Source organism: Prevotella melaninogenica (assembly GCF_018127925.1).
GTDB classification, from domain to species: domain Bacteria; phylum Bacteroidota; class Bacteroidia; order Bacteroidales; family Bacteroidaceae; genus Prevotella; species Prevotella melaninogenica_C.
Genome location: NZ_CP072347.1, coordinates 160,963 through 178,556 on the forward strand (window position 1 = coordinate 160,963; position 17,594 = coordinate 178,556).

Consider the following 17,594-nt stretch of genomic DNA (forward strand, 5'->3'; position numbering starts at 1 on the left):
AATAGAATTATGATAAAGTTTTTAAAAGTCTCTTTAATATTGTTATGCAATATTTTCCTTCTTTCAAGTTGTATGAAAGAAGTGGAAGGATATGATACCTTTGCAACGATAACGCTGAATGGAGAAGTATATAAGAATTATGATTCTTGGAACTGGCTGCGTAGCTCATACAATCCTGTCTTTTTATCAATATTGGGATGTGAGGAACAACTGACAGAATTGGACCTATATCTCCGAAAACAACCAGACAATCGTTCGAATCATGCATATTCTCTTGATATCGTCTTTGATTCACCGTTGAAGAAACTAAAGTTAAAAGAGCCTTATACTATAGTTTCTACTGAAGACACTTTACTCTATAAGAATAAACGTTTGGATTTTTACAAAAAGATATGGGAGGACAGGCGACATCTCCCTACATTTGGTAGCGGAGGAGTTTGCATTTTAAGAACAGTAACTGGACATATAAGAACGGCGGTAGTCACCTCTCTTTCAGGTACCTGTGTACTCAATAATTATGATAAAAAAGGGTTCGCTCATGGATATCTAAAACTTTCAGGCATTTGGCCTACAGGTGAAAGATGTAATCTTGAAGGAGATTTTACTGCACATGCTGGAGGCCCTGAAGATATAGAACAAAAATAATTTTAAATTTATCCTAAATGAAAAAAATAAATATAATACTCATAATGATATATGTCATTTTTGCAACCTCTTGCAATGATAACGTTATAGAGGATATAGACAATAATATGACTGAATATCAGAAAGAAAATAAGCCAAGGAGCAATAAAGAAAACATATATATGGAGCAAACTGATCATATAGCTATGCTTACAAGACTTGTTTGGTTTGATAAAGGCAGTAGTAAATACATCCTAGCCTTATCAAAAGAAGATGCATATAAGATGGGCTTCACGCTAAACGAATATCTTTCTGTAGAAAATTATGTAAAAACTCTCAATCAAATAAAAGTATTACACAAATAAAAACCAATCAAATTATTGTATTATGAAAAGAAAAGTATTTTTGGGGTTGATAGTAATTATTGCTATCTGCTCATCGTATTCATGTTCAAATGATGAGACTGTTGAAGGTACAGTCGAAGATATTTCTATATCTCAATCGTCTCCAGAGTTTGTTGCAAAACTATCAGAACAACAAAAGATTAATATCCAGAAAACAGGAGAAGCATTCTTGCAGAATCAGCAAAGACATGCTTTTAATGCAACAATAGACAAAGATATACCTACGAGATATGGCATATATTCTTTTCCTCAAACCGAAACGCGAGCCGTTGGCATTTGGGGGTCATATCCTGCACAATATTGGACAATGATTAGACTTAGAAAAGCAAAAGTTGTAGGAGGTGAGGTTTTGGCACCGCACATAAGAAGAGCAATCAATGAAGCTGTAAATGAAATTGAAAAAAATACAAATGTAAGGTTTTATAATTCGGAAGGCGAGCCAGAAGTGCTTGCTAGATATGGTATAAAACTACCTAATGTTTCAATAGGATACGACCTCAGTAAGTATGAAGGAACGGGTAGTTTTGGTCTTGTTGGTGGGGAGCAGTTTATTAGTATTCCTCAGACATTTAATGATGACAAATATAAGTTAGGGGCAGCTGGCTATAAGCAATTAGTCGCATTCTTGTTACATGCTTTCTGTAATGCTGCAGGCATGTTCAATGAACAACAACGCCCTGATAGAGATAAGTATGTCACAATCTACCGAGATAATATCAAAGATGGCTATCAAGCATATTTTGAGAAGTGTGGCAGAAACTATATAATGAATGGCTCTTTCGATAAGAATTCTATTACTATAGCATCTTCTAAGGCATATAGCAAGAATGGTAATCCTACTATTAAATTAATAAGTGGAGGAGAAATTCTGAAGAATCTGACCTTATCCGATTTAGATAAGTACTTTTTAAATCAGCACTACTTACCATATATAGCTCGAAAAGACAACTATACAGAACTTGATAGTATCGTCTATATTGATGGCAGAAAATTAACAGACGAAGAAAGATTAAGAATACAACATCAACTCAACCAACAACGCGGCTTATTTGGTGAACCTTCTGCTAAAGGTAGATCTCCACGAAGAATTCCTTGGTAATATATAATTCTGTAACCAACAGAACTATATTCCTTTTAATAAAACACTTAGTTGTGGATTATTCTTGATACGTTCAATCTCCGTATCTACAAGAGTTAGAACATCTTGTTTGACACATTTATAGTTGGCTTCGATAGTCTCTTTGAGATTGTCGGAGCCATCTTCGTTTATGAAGTCTGCGATAGTGGGTATAGACTGATAAACTTTCATTTCAGCAGAGACTTTGGCACTATCCACCACAATCTCAGCATGGAAAATCTTCTGCTCAATTCGCTCATCAAAGTTGTCGGACACAGCACCCACAAACATCCCCTGCGTGAGGTTGCTGATTTTCGATGCAGGGATAAGGCTATCCATCTGTGTGGAGATAGATGTGGATTTGTCATTGCGGTTGATGGTCATAGACTGCCGTTGCTGAAGCACCTTTCCGAAACGTTCTGAGAGAGTCTTGGCTGTTTCCCCAACTACCTGCCCGGAAAACACATTGCCCACAGTATTCTGTATCACCTTACTCTCCTTGTCCCCATAATCACGGGTAAGTTGTGAGAAGTCCTGAAAGCCCAAACATACGGCAACCTTATTGCTTCGTGCAGTAGCTATGAGGTTGTCAAGCCCACGAAAGTAGATAGTCGGCAACTCATCGATAATCACCGATGATTTGAGTTGCTTCTTCTTGTTGATGAGCTTCACGATACGGCTGTTGTATAGACCAAGTGCTGCAGAATAGATATTCTGACGATCGGGGTTGTTACCCACAACAAGGACTTTCGGCTCATTAGGGTTATTGATATCAAGCGAGAAATCATCGCCTGTCATCACCCAATAAAGAGCTGGTGAAATCATACGCGAAAGCGGTATCTTGGCACTGGCAATCTGTCCCTGCAACTGATCCTGCGCTCCACCCTCCCATGCGTCCATAAAAGGAGAAAGGTAGTTGGCAAGTTCATCGTAGGAAGTGAGTATAGGAAATATCTGTGCGTAGGGACGGTTAAGAAATTCGATGGCATGGGGAAACGTGCAATACTTCCCGTCCTCATAGATTTTCAGAAACCAAATGATGGCAGCCAGCAAGATAATCGGTGACTCTACAAAGAAATCTCCCTGCTTTTGTATCCACGAACGGTTCAAGTTGAGCATGATGGTGTAGGCACTTTCGTAAGCGTCCGATATATCCGTCATAAAGGCAGGATTGATAGGATTGCACCGATGCGATTTCCTCGGATCGTCAAAGTTGATTACATAGAACTGTGGTTTTACCTTGTAGGCATCTAAATTATGAAGCAGGTGATTGTAAGCTATCTCTGAAAGGTCGGGAAACTTATAGTCGTAGATGTACATGGCAAAGCCTTTCTCTATCTGCTGCTTGATGTAATTGTTCACGATAGCGTAAGACTTACCCGACCCCGGTGTGCCGAGTACCATCGAGGCGCGGAAGGGATTGACTACGTTAATCCAGCCATTATTCCACTTCTTCTTATAGTAAAAACGTGTAGGCAGATTGACAGAATACTCATTCTCCATCAGTCGGGTTTCCTGCATGAAGCTCTCATTCTCCGTATTGAACACATCGTCCATCAGGTTGTTTTTCAGCAGTCGGCTCATCCATACACCTGCCATCAGCAGGCAGATATAACCCACGGACAGTATGAAGATATATAGAGTAGCTGCCCCAACCTTGCCGATGGGCAGTGCCAGCAGCCACCAATTGAGAAAGAAAAAGACAAAGCCAGAGAAAAGTACCATCCAAATCTTCGACCAAGTGATTTTCTCCTCTTTCACGCCCTTTGTTCCAAGGCAGGACAAAGCGAGAAATACCACACAAAAGAGTTTCGTCCAGAGGATGGACGAGAACAAGCCTGTGGTACGTTGGAAGTTTATTAGTATCTTGTTGATGATACCGAGCGTGAAGTGCCACTCGTGAAACGCTTCGTAGCAGAACCAATAACAGTTGATAAGGAGGAATATCACCGATATGCCCCGCATAAAGTCCATAACTTTACCCAATGCTCTTAAATCATCTTCTTGTGCCATAATGCTATGTTTTTGTAGCCTCCCCCAACCCCCTCCGAAGGGAGGGGAGTTGGAAATGCTCATTTATTTAACGTTTTCTTCGTCTAATATTTACCTTACTTAGTTTTCGGAGCTTACGCTGCCACGCCGCCTCCTTCCAATCATCGTTGCCCGTAGGTAGGAAAGAACCATCTGCCATATCTTCAAAGAGTTCATCAATAAGGTTATCGCTTTCCTCCGTATTTTGCTGCGAAGATTGAACGGTTGCCGATTGTTCCAAACAGACAGAAGGACTGCCATACAGCGTCTTGTCCAAGAATGGGTTATGCGTTGGATTAGAGAAATAGGTGTTGAATACATTGGCGGCATATCCCTTACCCAATCGAGAACCATTGAGCGCAATGCCCGCTTTATCATCAATAAAGGTAATGCCATAGATACGACCGCTTTCGTTCTTTCGGATTACCACACGCAAGCCTTGTTCCTCCAATCTTTGCCGAAGTTCTTTCTCCGTATTGGGAGAGGTACGCATAGTTTTTAACACTTTGTTCCTGACGGTTGGTATCAGTGGTTTGACGTTTTGTTTCGACTTCTGCATCCTGTTCTGTACGGCAGTATAGCCCACACCACGACCGATGTCCGAGGCGTGGATGGGTGTGCCTACCTTGTCGCCCTTATCATCAGTTGGAACATAAACCAGTCCGTCATACTTCTTTCCCCGAAACTCCGTCTTCACTTCTTCTACTGCAAGATGGTATCGGGAAAGAATGGCATTCAGCTCTCCTAATGAACAGAACTTATAATGTTTCAGCACCATGCGAAGGGCACTTGCCACCTGCTCCTTAATATTTTCTTTACTTATGTCCACCTTGGGCGTTTCTACTTCCTCCTTATTGCTGACCTTTGAACTCGGAATAAGATTGTACTTCCTTTCCAAGGTATCAGTAATCTGCTTGCTCCTTCGCTTTTCAAATTTATCGTTGATTTTCTTTCCTTCACTATCCACCCGAAGCGATACGATGTGTATATGCTCACGGGCGATGTCGTTGTGCTTGAACACGATGTAGGGTTGTTTTCCGTAGCCGAGTGCTTCCATATACTCCTTGGCAATCTGCATAAGTGTTTCATTGGAGAATTTCTCGTCTGGGTGAGGATTGAGGGAGCAATGGAACACCGTCTTCTTCGTTCGGCATTTCTCTGGGATAAGTGCTTGCATATCGGCAAACACCTCTGCCATCGTATAAGTTCCCTCTTTGTTTTGATACAAGCCTTGGGCAAGGAGAATGCTTGCTTCCCCTTTCTCCACCTTTTTGAAGTTGTAGCCGAGTGCTCCTCCAAGGTTTTCTGTGGCAGATATTTTGGCAATCATTTCTTACGGTAGTCTATGGTAAGACTGTTAGCCTGTTCCTGCAAGACTATGATTTGAGCAGACAATTTCTCCAACTTTTCAAGCAGTATCTGTGCAGTTTTTACGCTGTGATAGCTGTTGATGGCACGCACAGTTTGGTTATACAGCACGCCGATCTTATGAATTTGTGCCGTCAGTTCCGAGAGTTTTCGGTAATATTCTACGGCAGATTTATCCACCGTAATCACCTTGAAACTCTCTCCAAGAATGCGAGCGCGTACGAAATCCGACTTGGTTTCTGCGCCCGAACGCTGAAACAAATCTATCGCCCTTTGCTGGTCTTTGGGGTTGGGCAACCGTACATGCCAGTTGTCCCAACGGGGCTTTTCTGCTTGTTTCCGTTCTGAACCATGTTCCGTTTCCTTATTCATATCCGTTTTATCTTCTAATTACGACTTTGGAGTAATTCATTCCCCCTTCGGGGCAAGGGTCTTTGTGGTACAAACAGCGGTTTGTGTTACAAAGACACACCTTGCTAATATCAAGAGTTGATACAATTGAAGTATCCACCCTTTTGGGGTGTCTGCTTCGGGATATTACCTCCATGTATTATTCTCGCCTGCAAAGTTACGGCGAGTTTTCAAATATCTCATTATCAATGATATTCACTCTTTTTCCTTGTATTTCCCTGTACTTCACAGGTAGTTGAAACTTAGGATAAAACCTTGTTATTTTGCAAGCAGATTCAGTTGAAAGACAGCTTGAAACCTGTATGGATAAAGAGTCCAAAATAATGATTTCAACTTCAAAAATCTCAATCAAGAAAGGTTTGAACTGCGGATGGTTTTATGTTTTTGAGCTGAGTCAAAATTGAGCTGGGTCAAAACCAGACTTTTAGGTCGAGTCAAAAATATGGTTTCAACAACAAATATGACATGACTTGTCAGTCAAGACATAAATCAACTTATAACATAAGTAACAACCAACTATGAATATGGAAAAGAAAAAAAACAATCCCATCTATCTGGGCTTCGCCTCACAGAAAGGCGGAGTTGGCAAAAGCAGCCTTGCCGAAGTTCTGGCTTCCATACTATATTACGAAAAGAACATCTCCCTTGCCGTCGTGGACTGTGACGGTACGCAGGAATCGTTCTACAAACTCCGCGAACGCGACAGAGACCTTATCGAGTCCTCGCCCGAAATGAGCAAAGAGCTTCATGAACGCCTGTCGCGCTACGGCAAGAAATCATACCATATCGTCAGAAGCAAGCCGGAAAGAGCCGTTTCCGATGTCATGAAATACCTTCGTAAAATGAAGACGGAACCGCAACTGATTATCTTTGACTTTCCTGGTCATGCCCTTACCAGTGCCATGATGGATTTGTCCATTACGATGGACTATATCATCTCACCTATAGAAGCCGACCCACAGTCGCTGGCATCGAGTTTTGCATACGCCAAGACAATCAGGGACTTGGGCATCGGTTTCGAAGGCTCACGCATTCAGGACTTCTTCCTGCTTTGGAACAAAATCAACCGCAGTGCCAGTACCACGGTCATCGACCTGTTTAGTCAGAATGCTGAGGAACAGGGACTGCCGATTTTCGATACCCGTATCTACAACTCCGTCCGATTCAGCAGGGAATTAGCACAAGGGGGTGTCAAAGGTGTATTCCGCTGCTCCTACCTGCCCCCTGCACCTGCTCTCCGTCCTCAGACTGGAGTGGATGAGTGGGTAATGGAGGTCATGGAGAAACTCAACCTGAAAACTGAGAACGGCGTATGAAATCACTGAAAGAGCAACGTGAAAAGCTGCTTCAAGCGAAATTGGAGGAGATGGCAGATATTGGTGTCAAGAAGCGCACAGAGGAGAACACACCAGACTTTGACGACCCCATAGATTTGGATGATGATTCTGACTCTGTGGAAGAAGATGTAAGTGCCTCTCTTTCTAAAATTGACGAACAGGAGGAAATACCGGAAGAAACTTCGTTTAATGGCAACAATGCCAAAACAGCGCAGCTCTCGAAAAGAAAGAGAAATACCAGAACGAAGGATTCTTCCCCAGCAATGGACTTTCCTGAATACGAACAGCGATTTCTGACGGGTGTCCGCAACGGGCGCAACAAGTCGGGCTTCAGTATCCATACTGAGATACTCCAGATACTGCGTGATGTGCTGAACGACATCAGATCGGAGGCTTCCATCACGGGGTATATTGAGAATATCCTTCTCGATCATTTGAAAACATATCAGGATTTGTTGAACCATACCGCCTCACAGCGCAGGCGCGATAAAACCATAGACTTATGATAATCAATTTATTGTTAGGCGCATTGCTTCTGCTGGGTATAGCGTGGATAGCTCTCGGCATCGCATACTTTTGGAGGTTATTTCAAGATTTGGCAGCCCAATCAGGGAAGAATACACCGAAACAGAAAGGAAACGAGCACGGCACAAGTCTCAAGACATCCGTTTCCCAAGAGCAGATTGACAATGCACGTCACGTTTTGGTGGGCAGGAGTAAACCTTTCGTTTCCCCGTCTATCTCCGAAGTTCCCGCTGTTTCCTCCTCTGAAAATCCTGATGAAAAACCTGATACTTTTGCAGAGAAAAACTCATCTGTATCCGAAGAAACAAAAGAAGTGGAAGGTACAGATGAGGACAATGAAATGCAGGTTGACTATACGATGGACGAATCGGACGAAGACACTATCATCCGTGAGGAACTGCAGATTGCAGACGATTCTTTACCCGAAGTCTCACCATCCGCCATTCTTACAAGGGACTTGTCCCGTGTAAACGGCTGGCACAGAAATGACGATACACTTGATGAGGAAAACGAAACCGAAGTGCAGGATACACTGCAAAGCATACAGGGCACACAGCTAATGGACTATATCAAAGAGACAACGCTCAAGCAGGAGAAAGACCATCAAAAGCTACTTACTGCCATCCGTAAAGCAGAAATGACGAACGAAGAAACAATATCTCCCGAGTCTGATTCTGCACAAGAGAATAGCGATGCATCGGAAGAAGCCGAGCGTCCACTTTCATACTATCTGTAAAACTATTGTTTTTGTTCATATTGTACAGTGTTCGAGGGGTGGCTCAAAAGTAAAACAATCAAACTATATCAGTCATACAATAAAACCGAGCCACCCCTTACCACCTCTATCCAAAAGAACATAATTCATTTAACAACATAAAATAAAAAGAACAATGAACAACAAAAAGAAAATCACAATGCTACTCCTGACAGCTACCGCCATAGGAGCATACGCACAAGGCAACGGCATTGCCGGTATCAATGAAGCTACAAAAATGGTAACCTCCTACTTCGATTCCGGCACGAAACTCATTTATGCCGTAGGGGCGGTAGTGGGGTTGATTGGAGGCATTAAAGTGTACAACAAGTTCTCAAGTGGTGACCCCGATACGAGCAAGACCGCAGCCTCTTGGTTCGGTGCATGTATCTTCCTCATCGTGGCTGCTACTATCTTGAGAAGTTTCTTCCTGTAAGGCGATGGCAGCATTTGAAATCAACAAGGGTGTAGGCCGGACGGTAGAGTTCAAGGGCTTGAAGGCACAGTACCTCTTCCTCTTTGCAGGAGGACTGCTGGCAGTTTTTATTCTTGTGGTCATTCTCTATCTCTGCGGCATCAGTCAGATAGCCTGTCTTGTCATAGGTGTAGTGGGTGCCAGCCTTGTGGTATGGCAAACGTTCACCATGAATAGAAAGTACGGGCAATACGGGCTGATGAAAAAGGGAGCAGTGCGTATGCACCCACGCTACCTTGTGAACCGCCGTACGGTCTGCCACCTTATCCGTAACCTTCAACCAAAGATAGCGAAGAAATGAGAAACAAAAGCAAGATAACAACTTTGGAGTCAAAGTTCCCGCTGCTCTCCATCGAGCAGGGGTGTATGGTGAGCAAGGATGCAGATATCACGGTAGCTTTCCGTGTGGAACTGCCCGAACTCTTCACCGTTACCTCTACAGAATATGAGGCAATGCACTCTGCCTGGCATAAGGCAATCAAGGTGTTACCCAATTACAGCATCGTACACAAGCAGGACTGGTTCATTAAGGAAGACTATCAAGGAAAGCTCGCTGATGGCGGACTGAGTTTCCTTGCCCGTGCATCTGAACGGCACTTCAACGAACGTCCGTATCTCCACCACTCAGTCTATCTCTTCCTGACCAAGACGAATAAGCAGCGTATGGCACAACAGAGCAATTTTTCTTCGCTCTGCCGTGGACACCTGTTGCCCAAGGAAATCACCAACAAGGATGAGGTGATGAAGTTCATGGAAGCAGTAGACCAGTTTGAGCGTATCATCAACGATACCGAACAGATAAGGATTATCCGCATGACTGAAGACGAGTTAGTTGGCACAAATGAAAAGGGCGGTCTGCTTGACCGTTACTTCTCCCTTTCTGAAGAAGGACATGCTTCATTGGAGGACATCCGTCTGAGCGCAGACCTTGTACGTGTAGGCGACAATCAGCTGTGCCTGCATACGCTTTCCGATACGGATGACCTGCCGACAACGGTCAGCACAGACAGCCGATATGAGCGATTATCGACCGACCGAAGCGACTGCCGCCTTTCCTTTGCCTCACCTGTAGGACTAATGCTACCCTGTAACCATATCTATAACCAGTACCTCTTCATAGAGGATAGCGACGCCAATCTTGAACGCTTCGAGAAGCAGGCAAGGAATATGCACTCGCTGGCACGCTACAGCCGTAGCAACCAAATCAACGAGGAATGGATACAGGAGTATCTCAACATCGCCCACTCACAGGGGCTGACCTCTATCCGTGCCCACTTCAACGTACTGGCATGGAGCAGCGATAAGGAAGAACTTCGCCAGATCAAGAATGACGTGGGCTCTGCACTTGCTCTTATGGAATGCCACCCACGCCACAATACCATTGATGCGGCAACGCTCTACTGGGCAGGTATTCCCGGCAATGCCGCAGACTTCCCAGCAGAAGAGTCGTTCTATACTTTCATCGAGCCTGCCCTCTGCTTCTTTACAGCAGAGACGAACTATAAGGATTCGCTCTCTCCCTTTGGTATCAAGATGGCAGACCGCCTTTCGGGAAAACCTGTTCATCTGGACATCTCGGACTTACCAATGAAAAAGGGAGTCATCACCAACCGTAACAAGTTCATCTTGGGTCCTTCGGGTAGTGGTAAGTCTTTTTTCACCAACCACATGGTTCGTCAGTATTACGAGCAGGGGGCGCACGTCCTCTTGGTCGATACGGGTAACTCATATCAAGGCTTGTGTGAACTTATCCACCGCAAGACTAAGGGCAAGGATGGTGTGTATTTCACCTATACCAATGAAAGTCCGATATCTTTCAACCCCTTTTATACGGATGATTACTTCTTCGATGTAGAGAAAAGGGAGAGTATCTGCACGTTATTACTTACACTTTGGAAGAGTGCTGATGAGCATATTACTAAGACCGAGGCAGGCGAACTTGGTTCTGCTGTAAACTCCTATATCGAGCTTATATGTGCTGACCATAGCGTTACACCCTGTTTCAATACCTTCTATGAGTATCTGCGGGACGTGTACCGCAAGGATATGGAAAAGCGTGACATCAAGGTAACACTCTCGGACTTCAATATTAACAACCTCTTAACAACATTAAAGCAATACTATCGTGGCGGTCGTTATGATTTCCTGCTGAACTCGGGCAAGAACATCGACCTGCTCTCTAAACGCTTCATCGTCTTTGAAATCGACCAAGTAAAGGATAACAAGGACCTCTTTCCTGTGGTAACGATTATCATCATGGAGGCTTTTATCAACAAAATGCGCCGATTAAAAGGTATCCGCAAGATGATACTCATTGAGGAAGCATGGAAAGCCATCGCTTCGGCAAACATGGCAGACTACATCAAGTATTTATATAAGACGGTGAGAAAGTATTTCGGGGAAGCCATTGTTGTAACGCAGGAGGTGGACGATATCATCCAGTCTCCGATTGTCAAGGAGAGCATCATCAACAACTCCGACTGCAAGATACTGCTCGACCAGCGCAAATATATGACCAAGTTCGATGGCATACAGGCGATGCTCGGTCTTTCGGAAAAGGAAAAGAGCCAGATCCTCTCTATCAATCAGAACAACGACCCGAACCGACTCTACAAGGAAGTGTGGATAGGCTTGGGCGGTATGCAGAGTGCTGTCTATGCTACGGAGGTAAGTATGGAGGAATACCTTACCTACACCACGGAGGAAACCGAGAAGGTGGAGGTGATGAACAGGGCAGCACAGCTCGGTGGAGATATCGAAACGGCTATCCGTCAGCTTGCCATAGAGAAAAGAAACAATAAAAAGAAATAAGTACAAACCATCAAAACTATAGTAACAATGAAAAAGTACATTTTCATGGCTCTCTTAGGATTGAGCCTTTCTGTTCCCAAAGCCCACGCACAGTGGGTAGTAACCGACCCTGGCAATTTTGCCGGCAACATCGTCAATTCGGTCAAGGAGATAGCCACCGCCTCGAAGACGGTGAAGAATACCCTTGACGGCTTTAAGGAGGTGGAGAAGCTTTACAACGACACCAAGAAGTATTACGATGCCCTGAAGAAGGTAAGCAATCTTATCGGCGATGCCTACAAGGTCAAGGAGTGCATTCTGATGGTGGGCGATATTTCGGAGATTTATGTTACCTCGTATAAGAAAATGCTCTCGGACAAGAACTTCCGCCCTTCAGAGCTTGCTGCAATGGCTTCGGGCTATGCCAAACTCTTGGAGCAGAGCGGTGAGAGTCTCAAGGAACTAAAGTCTATTGTCAAGAGTAATGTCTTCTCGATGAACGACCACGAACGAATGCAGGCAATCGACCGTATCTATACTACGCTTCGGGAAAATCGCTCGCTCGTATCCTACTATACAAGGAAAAACATCTCTGTGAGCTATGTGCGTGCAAGGGAGAAGAACAACCTTGCCTCTGTTAAGGCACTCTATGGTAATACGGCAAGCAGGTATTGGTAAATCCACAGACTAAAAAAGAACTTGAAAGAACTTTCATAAAAAAACACTTTTGCTTATGGATTTTGCCAGTTTACATGAGCTGCTACGCTCAACCTATGATGAGATGATGCCGCTCTGTGCCCAGATGACGGGCATTGCCAAAGGCATTGCGGGCTTGGGAGCACTCTTTTATATAGCCCTTCGGGTATGGGCTTCCATTGCCCGTGCCGAGGCGATAGATGTTTTTCCGCTTCTCCGACCTTTTGTCTTAGGCTTTTGCATTATGTTCTTCCCGACAGTCGTACTGGGTACGATGAATGCCGTTCTCTCGCCCGTAGTGCAGGGAACGGAGATGATGGTACACCAGCAGGAGGGGAACCTTGCAGAGCTTACTGCCAAGCGAGACAAGTTGCAAGAGGAAGCCTACCTTAGAAATCCTGAAACAGCCTACCTTGTCTCCAACGAGAAGTTCGATGAGAAGATAGAGGAAATGGGCATCATCGGACCTGAAGATGCTGTGACGATAGCGGGTATGTATGCCGAGCGTGCTGCCTATCAGACCAAGCAATGGATTATGAAGATGGTACACGACCTTTTAGAACTCCTGTTCCATGCTGCAGGGCTTATCATCGACACACTGCGCACCTTCATACTCATCGTCCTTGCCATTCTCGGTCCGATAGTCTTCGGCATTGCCGTATGGGATGGTCTTTCAGGCTCACTTACGGCATGGTTCTCACGCTATATATCGGTCTACCTGTGGCTGCCTGTTAGCTCTATTCTTACGGCACTGCTTACGAAAATACAGGTGCTGATGATAGAGAAGGATATCGAAGCGCTCAGTGACCCTAACTACCTGCCTGATTCGGGGACGTGGTACTACATCGTCTTCTTCCTTATCGGTATTGTAGGCTACTTCTGTGTACCTACCGTGGCAGGCTGGATTATCGAAGCGGGAGGTGGTATCGGCTCATACGGTCGCAACGTCAATCAGACAGCGCAGCATGGTGCGCAAGGCGCATATACCGGTGGCAAGGCTGCTATGGCTGGCGCGGGTGCTGCTGTGGGAAATGTCGGTGGACGTATCAAGGGTGCACTGCTCAAAGGGAAATGAAACAAGCCACATAATGGACACTAAGCCCCTCGATTTGTACCCCACTCGTGGGGTATCGCAAGGGGGCACTCGTGGGGTACGAGCACACCCCACGAGTGGGGTGCGGAAAGGGATATTAATGGGTGGAAAATCCCGTACCCTTACTCTGCTACCAAACAACGATTACAGATTAAACAGAAAGAACATTAAACAAAAAGAAATGGAATTTAAATCACTCACAAATATCGAGACCTCATTCAGGCAGATACGGCTCTATGCCTTTGTCTTTGCCATCGTCTGCGTGGCAGTAAGCGGTTATGCTGTCTATGCCTCATACAGCTTCGCAAAGGAGCAGAGGGAGAAAATCTATGTGCTTGATCAGGGTAAGTCACTCATGCTTGCCCTCAGTCAGGATGCAAGTCGTAACCGCCCTGTAGAGGCAAGGGAGCATGTACGTCGTTTCCATGAGCTGTTCTTCACCATTGCACCCGACAAGGATGCCATCGAGAAGAATATGGAACGTGCCTTTGTGCTGTGTGACAAGTCGGCTTTCAACTATTACAAAGACTTGGCAGAGAAGGGCTATTATAACCGTGCCATATCGGGTAATGTCAATCAGCGCATAGAGGTGGACTCTATCCACTGCAACTTTAATACTTACCCTTATGCGGTAACGACCTATGCAAGGGAGTTTATCGTCCGTCAGAGTAATGTTACAGAGCGCAGTCTTGTTACGACCTGCACGTTGCAGAACTCAGTCCGTTCAGACAACAATCCGCAGGGCTTCCTAATGGAGAACTTCCTCGTCAAGGAGAACAGGGACATACAGACCTATAAACGATAAGGCTATGGCAAGGAAAAGAAACTTTTTACTCTCACGTCAATATCTGCGCTTTCACCTGTGGCTCCGCCATCGTTGTGAAAGACTTACGATAAGGCAGAGAAAGGAAATCGTCTATGGGCTGAGTTTCATCTATCTGCTCTGCTCGCTTTGGATGATAGCACAGTTTTTCCTTCCTCCAAAGAAAGAAAAACTACCCATTCCCACGGGAAAGCTGACGGACAGTCCGATACGGACAGACAGTACTTTACAAGAGTTACACGGCAATTTTTATCTACAACATCATCAAACAATCAAAGAAAATGGATAATAAACAGAAAGAACAAATGAAAAAAGGCTTGGTCTTCGGAGGACTGGGACTGCTGTTTGCCCTCTCAATGTGGTTTATCTTTGCACCTTCGGGCAAGGATAAGACTGCTGCGGAGCAGGGACTCAATGACAGCATTCCGCAGGCAACGACAGAAAAACTGACGGAGAACAAGCTCAAAGCCTATGAATTAGGCGACAAGGCACACGAGGAGGAACAGACCCGCGAGGAGATGGGCAGGCTATCGGACTATTTCGCACAGAACACTGCTCCATCAGAGGAGCAGCGTGCAGAGACAGCTGCTTCTACGGCAAAGATAGAAAACTCCATGCATCGCTATGAGGAGAATAATCGCCTCTTGAACTCCTTTTACGCTCCCGACCCACACGAGCAGGAGCGGGAAGCCCTGCGCTCGGAGATAGATAACCTTAAAAAGGAACTCTCTGCCAAAGACAGCAGGGAGGATAATGAAGAGAAACGGCAGCTTGCCTTGATGGAAAAGAGCTATCAGATGGCAGCGAAGTATCTCCCTAAAGCATCAACTCCACCTACCTTCAATAATAGTCTGACTGCTGAAAAAGAGAAGACGGAAGGGGCAGCAGGCGGCTTTGAAGCCGCTAAGGGCAAGACCATGCAGAATGAGAAGCCTGCAATGGAAGTGCTGCCGGAGCGTAGGCAGATAGTATCCTCACTAGATCAGCCTATGAGTGATGTGTACTTTATGGAGGAATACGGCAAGAAGGCTCGCAATATGGGTTTTCATTCGCTTGCAAGCACGGCTGTACCTACAATGCACAATACGCTGAAAGTCGTCGTGGATAGGACTACTGTTCTTAAGGAGGGTGACAATGTGGTACTCCGTCTGCTGGAAACTGCTAAGGTACAGGGACTGCACATTCCACGACAGAGCCGACTCATAGCAGTTGCCAAGATAGAAGGTAACCGTATGCATCTGCTTGTCAAAAGCATAGAAGTGGACGGGCATATCATAGCCGTCAAGCTCTCGGCATATGACACAGACGGACAGGAGGGAGTGTATATACCAGGCTCGGAGGACATCAATGCGCTTAAGGAAGTTGGGGCGAACATCGGTGGTTCAATGGGCACATCCTTTACCTTCGCTTCCTCTGCCAAAGACCAAATTATCTCAGAGGCTGCCCGTGGGGTGATGCAGGGCGCAAGTCAGCTGCTTCAGAAGAAACTGCGAACCGTCAAGATTACGCTCAAGGGTGGCTACCGCCTTTTCTTGGTTCAGTCCAAATAAAACAATCGAAAAAGATAAGTAAAAAATAACATCAAATCAATAGCAACAATGAAGAAAATTATTTTATCAATGGCTATGCTTGCCATGGTGGGAGTAACAGCCACTGCACAGGAAAACAATGATGGTCTGACACCAAGCCGTCCGCTTACTTCGGGAGAGCTTTTTCAAGGTATGAGCGGTGCCATACCAACGGGGCGTGTCGTACTGCCGTATGGTCTTGACGTTACTTTTGATAAGACCGTGCATCTTATCTTTCCTTCTGCTATTCGCTATGTAGACTTAGGTTCACAGAACATCATCGCAGGGAAAGCGGAGGATGCGGAGAACGTACTGCGTGTAAAGGCTGCCGTGAAAGACTTTGAGACGGAAACCAATATGAGTGTCATCTGTGAGAACGGCTCGTTTTATGCTTTCAACGTAAAATATGCCGATGAGCCAGAGAAGTTAAGTATCGAGATGAAAGACTTTCTTTCCACGACGGAAGGTAGGCTGCCAAGCAATCGCTCTGACATTTACTTTAAGGAACTCGGTAATGAGTCGCCCGTATTAGTAAAGCTGATGATGCAGACTATCTATCAGAATGACAGACGCTGCATCAAGCACATCGGTGCACAGCAGTTTGGCATGAAGTTTCTGCTTCGTGGCTTGTATGCCCATAACGGCTTGCTGTATTTCCACACCCGTATGGAAAACGGCACAAATATGCCGTACTCAGTGGATTTTATTACATTTAAGGTGGTTGATAAGAAGATGGCAAAGCGCACCGCTATACAGGAACAGGTGTTGCAGCCGCTTCGTGCCTATCATCAGGTGATGCAGGTGCGTGGCATGGGCAGTGAACACACAGTGTTTGCGCTCGAGCAGTTTTCTCTGGCGGAAGACAAGCAGCTTGAAGTGACGCTCTATGAAAGAAATGGCGGTCGTACGCTGACCTTTTATGTGACTTCAGAAGACCTGCAGCTGGCAAAGAAGATTGATAACCTCAAACTGAAATGGTAGACATTATGAAGAAGAAAATCATTTTATCGGTTTGTGCAGCGGTGGCAATGGCTTTTAGCTTGCCAACGCAAGCACAGCGACTGATACCCAAGCAAAGGGGAATAGAGGTCGTAGGGAGTGTTCCGCTTATCAAGGGTGAAAAGTTCCTTGCTGCTGACAATTTTGGCATGGGAGCATCACTCACCCGATATTTGGGGCGTGAGAACTATACCTTTGTTATGGCAGAGTATGAACAGCAGAATATGCCGTACCGAGATTATAACGTAAAACTCAAGGATGCACTCTTACAGGTGGGCTATATGCACCCTGTTCTCTCCGACAGGGGTAAGAACGTGCTTCTTTATGGTGGCATATCCGCCTTGGGTGGCTATGAGCAGCTGAACGAGGACAAGAAGCTGCTGCCCGATGGGGCGACACTGCTCGACCGCTCCCGCTTTGTCTATGGCGGTGCCGTGCATGGCTCGGTGGAAGTGTTCCTGACGGACAAGGTTCTCTTTCTTATAAAGGCGCAGGGACGGTTCCTCTTTGGAACGGACGTGCATCGTTTTCGTCCGGCTGTTTCTGCTGGACTAAGGTTTAACTTTTAAGTAGAAGAAA

General features: G+C 45.2%; 19 protein-coding genes. 16 read left to right on the forward strand and 3 right to left on the reverse strand.

Going from position 1 to position 17,594, the window contains the following annotated elements:
* Window positions 1-9: 9 nt before the first annotated feature.
* Genes J4861_RS00640 through J4861_RS00650 form a run of 3 tightly spaced genes read left to right on the forward strand, consistent with a single transcriptional unit; the run spans window position 10 to window position 2,127 of the window.
* The gene (locus tag J4861_RS00640; RefSeq protein WP_211816278.1) at window positions 10-645 is read left to right on the forward strand and encodes a hypothetical protein; all 636 of its coding nucleotides are present in this window, start codon (window positions 10-12) and stop codon (window positions 643-645) included.
* A 17-nt stretch (window positions 646-662) separates the two neighbouring features.
* Entirely contained in the window at window positions 663-989 is a 327-nt protein-coding gene (locus J4861_RS00645; RefSeq protein WP_021670464.1) for a hypothetical protein, read from the forward strand.
* A gap of 22 nt (window positions 990-1,011) precedes the next feature.
* Complete coding sequence (locus tag J4861_RS00650) at window positions 1,012-2,127, forward strand: M12 family metallopeptidase (protein WP_211816279.1); 1,116 nt, start codon at window positions 1,012-1,014, stop codon at window positions 2,125-2,127.
* 24 nt (window positions 2,128-2,151) lie between these two features.
* On the opposite strand, the gene mobC is transcribed toward J4861_RS00650, so the two are convergent.
* The 3 genes from mobC to J4861_RS00665 all read right to left on the reverse strand — a co-directional run bounded on the left by mobC (window position 2,152) and on the right by J4861_RS00665 (window position 5,916).
* Complete coding sequence (mobC, locus tag J4861_RS00655) at window positions 2,152-4,158, reverse strand: conjugal transfer protein MobC (protein ID WP_211816280.1); 2,007 nt, start codon at window positions 4,156-4,158, stop codon at window positions 2,152-2,154.
* Window positions 4,159-4,225: 67 nt separating this feature from the next.
* Entirely contained in the window at window positions 4,226-5,506 is a 1,281-nt protein-coding gene (gene mobB, locus J4861_RS00660; RefSeq protein ID WP_211816282.1) for a conjugal transfer protein MobB, read from the reverse strand.
* A complete protein-coding gene (locus tag J4861_RS00665) occupies window positions 5,503-5,916 on the reverse strand; it encodes a plasmid mobilization protein (RefSeq protein WP_211816284.1) in 414 nt (137 codons plus the stop codon). The genes mobB and J4861_RS00665 overlap by 4 nt, the downstream gene beginning before the upstream one ends.
* Before the next feature lie 557 nt (window positions 5,917-6,473).
* Here J4861_RS00665 and J4861_RS00670 point away from each other — a divergent pair.
* From J4861_RS00670 to J4861_RS00730, 13 genes are all read left to right on the forward strand, one after another.
* Window positions 6,474-7,271 (forward strand): ParA family protein, encoded by a 798-nt coding sequence (locus J4861_RS00670; RefSeq protein ID WP_211816285.1) that lies wholly within the window; start codon window positions 6,474-6,476, stop codon window positions 7,269-7,271.
* Window positions 7,268-7,798 (forward strand): DUF3408 domain-containing protein, encoded by a 531-nt coding sequence (locus J4861_RS00675; protein ID WP_211810667.1) that lies wholly within the window; start codon window positions 7,268-7,270, stop codon window positions 7,796-7,798. The genes J4861_RS00670 and J4861_RS00675 overlap by 4 nt, the downstream gene beginning before the upstream one ends.
* A complete protein-coding gene (locus J4861_RS00680) occupies window positions 7,795-8,553 on the forward strand; it encodes a hypothetical protein (RefSeq protein WP_211816286.1) in 759 nt (252 codons plus the stop codon). Before J4861_RS00675 ends, J4861_RS00680 begins: the two co-directional genes overlap by 4 nt.
* 154 nt (window positions 8,554-8,707) lie before the next feature.
* Complete coding sequence (locus J4861_RS00685; RefSeq protein ID WP_211816287.1) at window positions 8,708-9,007, forward strand: DUF4134 domain-containing protein; 300 nt, start codon at window positions 8,708-8,710, stop codon at window positions 9,005-9,007.
* 4 nt (window positions 9,008-9,011) lie between these two features.
* Entirely contained in the window at window positions 9,012-9,347 is a 336-nt protein-coding gene (locus J4861_RS00690) for a DUF4133 domain-containing protein (protein ID WP_211816288.1), read from the forward strand.
* Entirely contained in the window at window positions 9,344-11,857 is a 2,514-nt protein-coding gene (locus J4861_RS00695) for a TraG family conjugative transposon ATPase (protein ID WP_211816289.1), read from the forward strand. Before J4861_RS00690 ends, J4861_RS00695 begins: the two co-directional genes overlap by 4 nt.
* A 27-nt stretch (window positions 11,858-11,884) precedes the next feature.
* Window positions 11,885-12,514, forward strand: coding sequence for a DUF4141 domain-containing protein (locus tag J4861_RS00700; protein WP_211816291.1), 630 nt, complete (start codon window positions 11,885-11,887; stop codon window positions 12,512-12,514).
* Window positions 12,515-12,569: 55 nt separating this feature from the next.
* Window positions 12,570-13,607, forward strand: coding sequence for a conjugative transposon protein TraJ (gene traJ / locus J4861_RS00705; RefSeq protein WP_211816293.1), 1,038 nt, complete (start codon window positions 12,570-12,572; stop codon window positions 13,605-13,607).
* A gap of 199 nt (window positions 13,608-13,806) precedes the next feature.
* On the forward strand, window positions 13,807-14,430 hold the full coding sequence (gene traK / locus J4861_RS00710) for a conjugative transposon protein TraK (protein WP_097549329.1): 624 nt from the start codon (window positions 13,807-13,809) through the stop codon (window positions 14,428-14,430).
* A 4-nt stretch (window positions 14,431-14,434) separates the two neighbouring features.
* A complete protein-coding gene (locus tag J4861_RS00715) occupies window positions 14,435-14,737 on the forward strand; it encodes a hypothetical protein (RefSeq protein WP_025068377.1) in 303 nt (100 codons plus the stop codon).
* On the forward strand, window positions 14,730-15,998 hold the full coding sequence (gene traM, locus J4861_RS00720; RefSeq protein ID WP_211816295.1) for a conjugative transposon protein TraM: 1,269 nt from the start codon (window positions 14,730-14,732) through the stop codon (window positions 15,996-15,998). The genes J4861_RS00715 and traM overlap by 8 nt, the downstream gene beginning before the upstream one ends.
* Before the next feature lie 48 nt (window positions 15,999-16,046).
* Window positions 16,047-16,997 carry a conjugative transposon protein TraN gene (traN, locus tag J4861_RS00725; RefSeq protein WP_211816297.1) on the forward strand — a complete coding sequence of 317 codons (951 nt, stop codon included), beginning with the start codon at window positions 16,047-16,049 and terminating at the stop codon, window positions 16,995-16,997.
* Window positions 16,991-17,584, forward strand: a complete 594-nt coding sequence (locus J4861_RS00730) for a conjugal transfer protein TraO (protein WP_211816299.1) — start codon at window positions 16,991-16,993, stop codon at window positions 17,582-17,584. Before traN ends, J4861_RS00730 begins: the two co-directional genes overlap by 7 nt.
* Window positions 17,585-17,594: the final 10 nt, after the last annotated feature.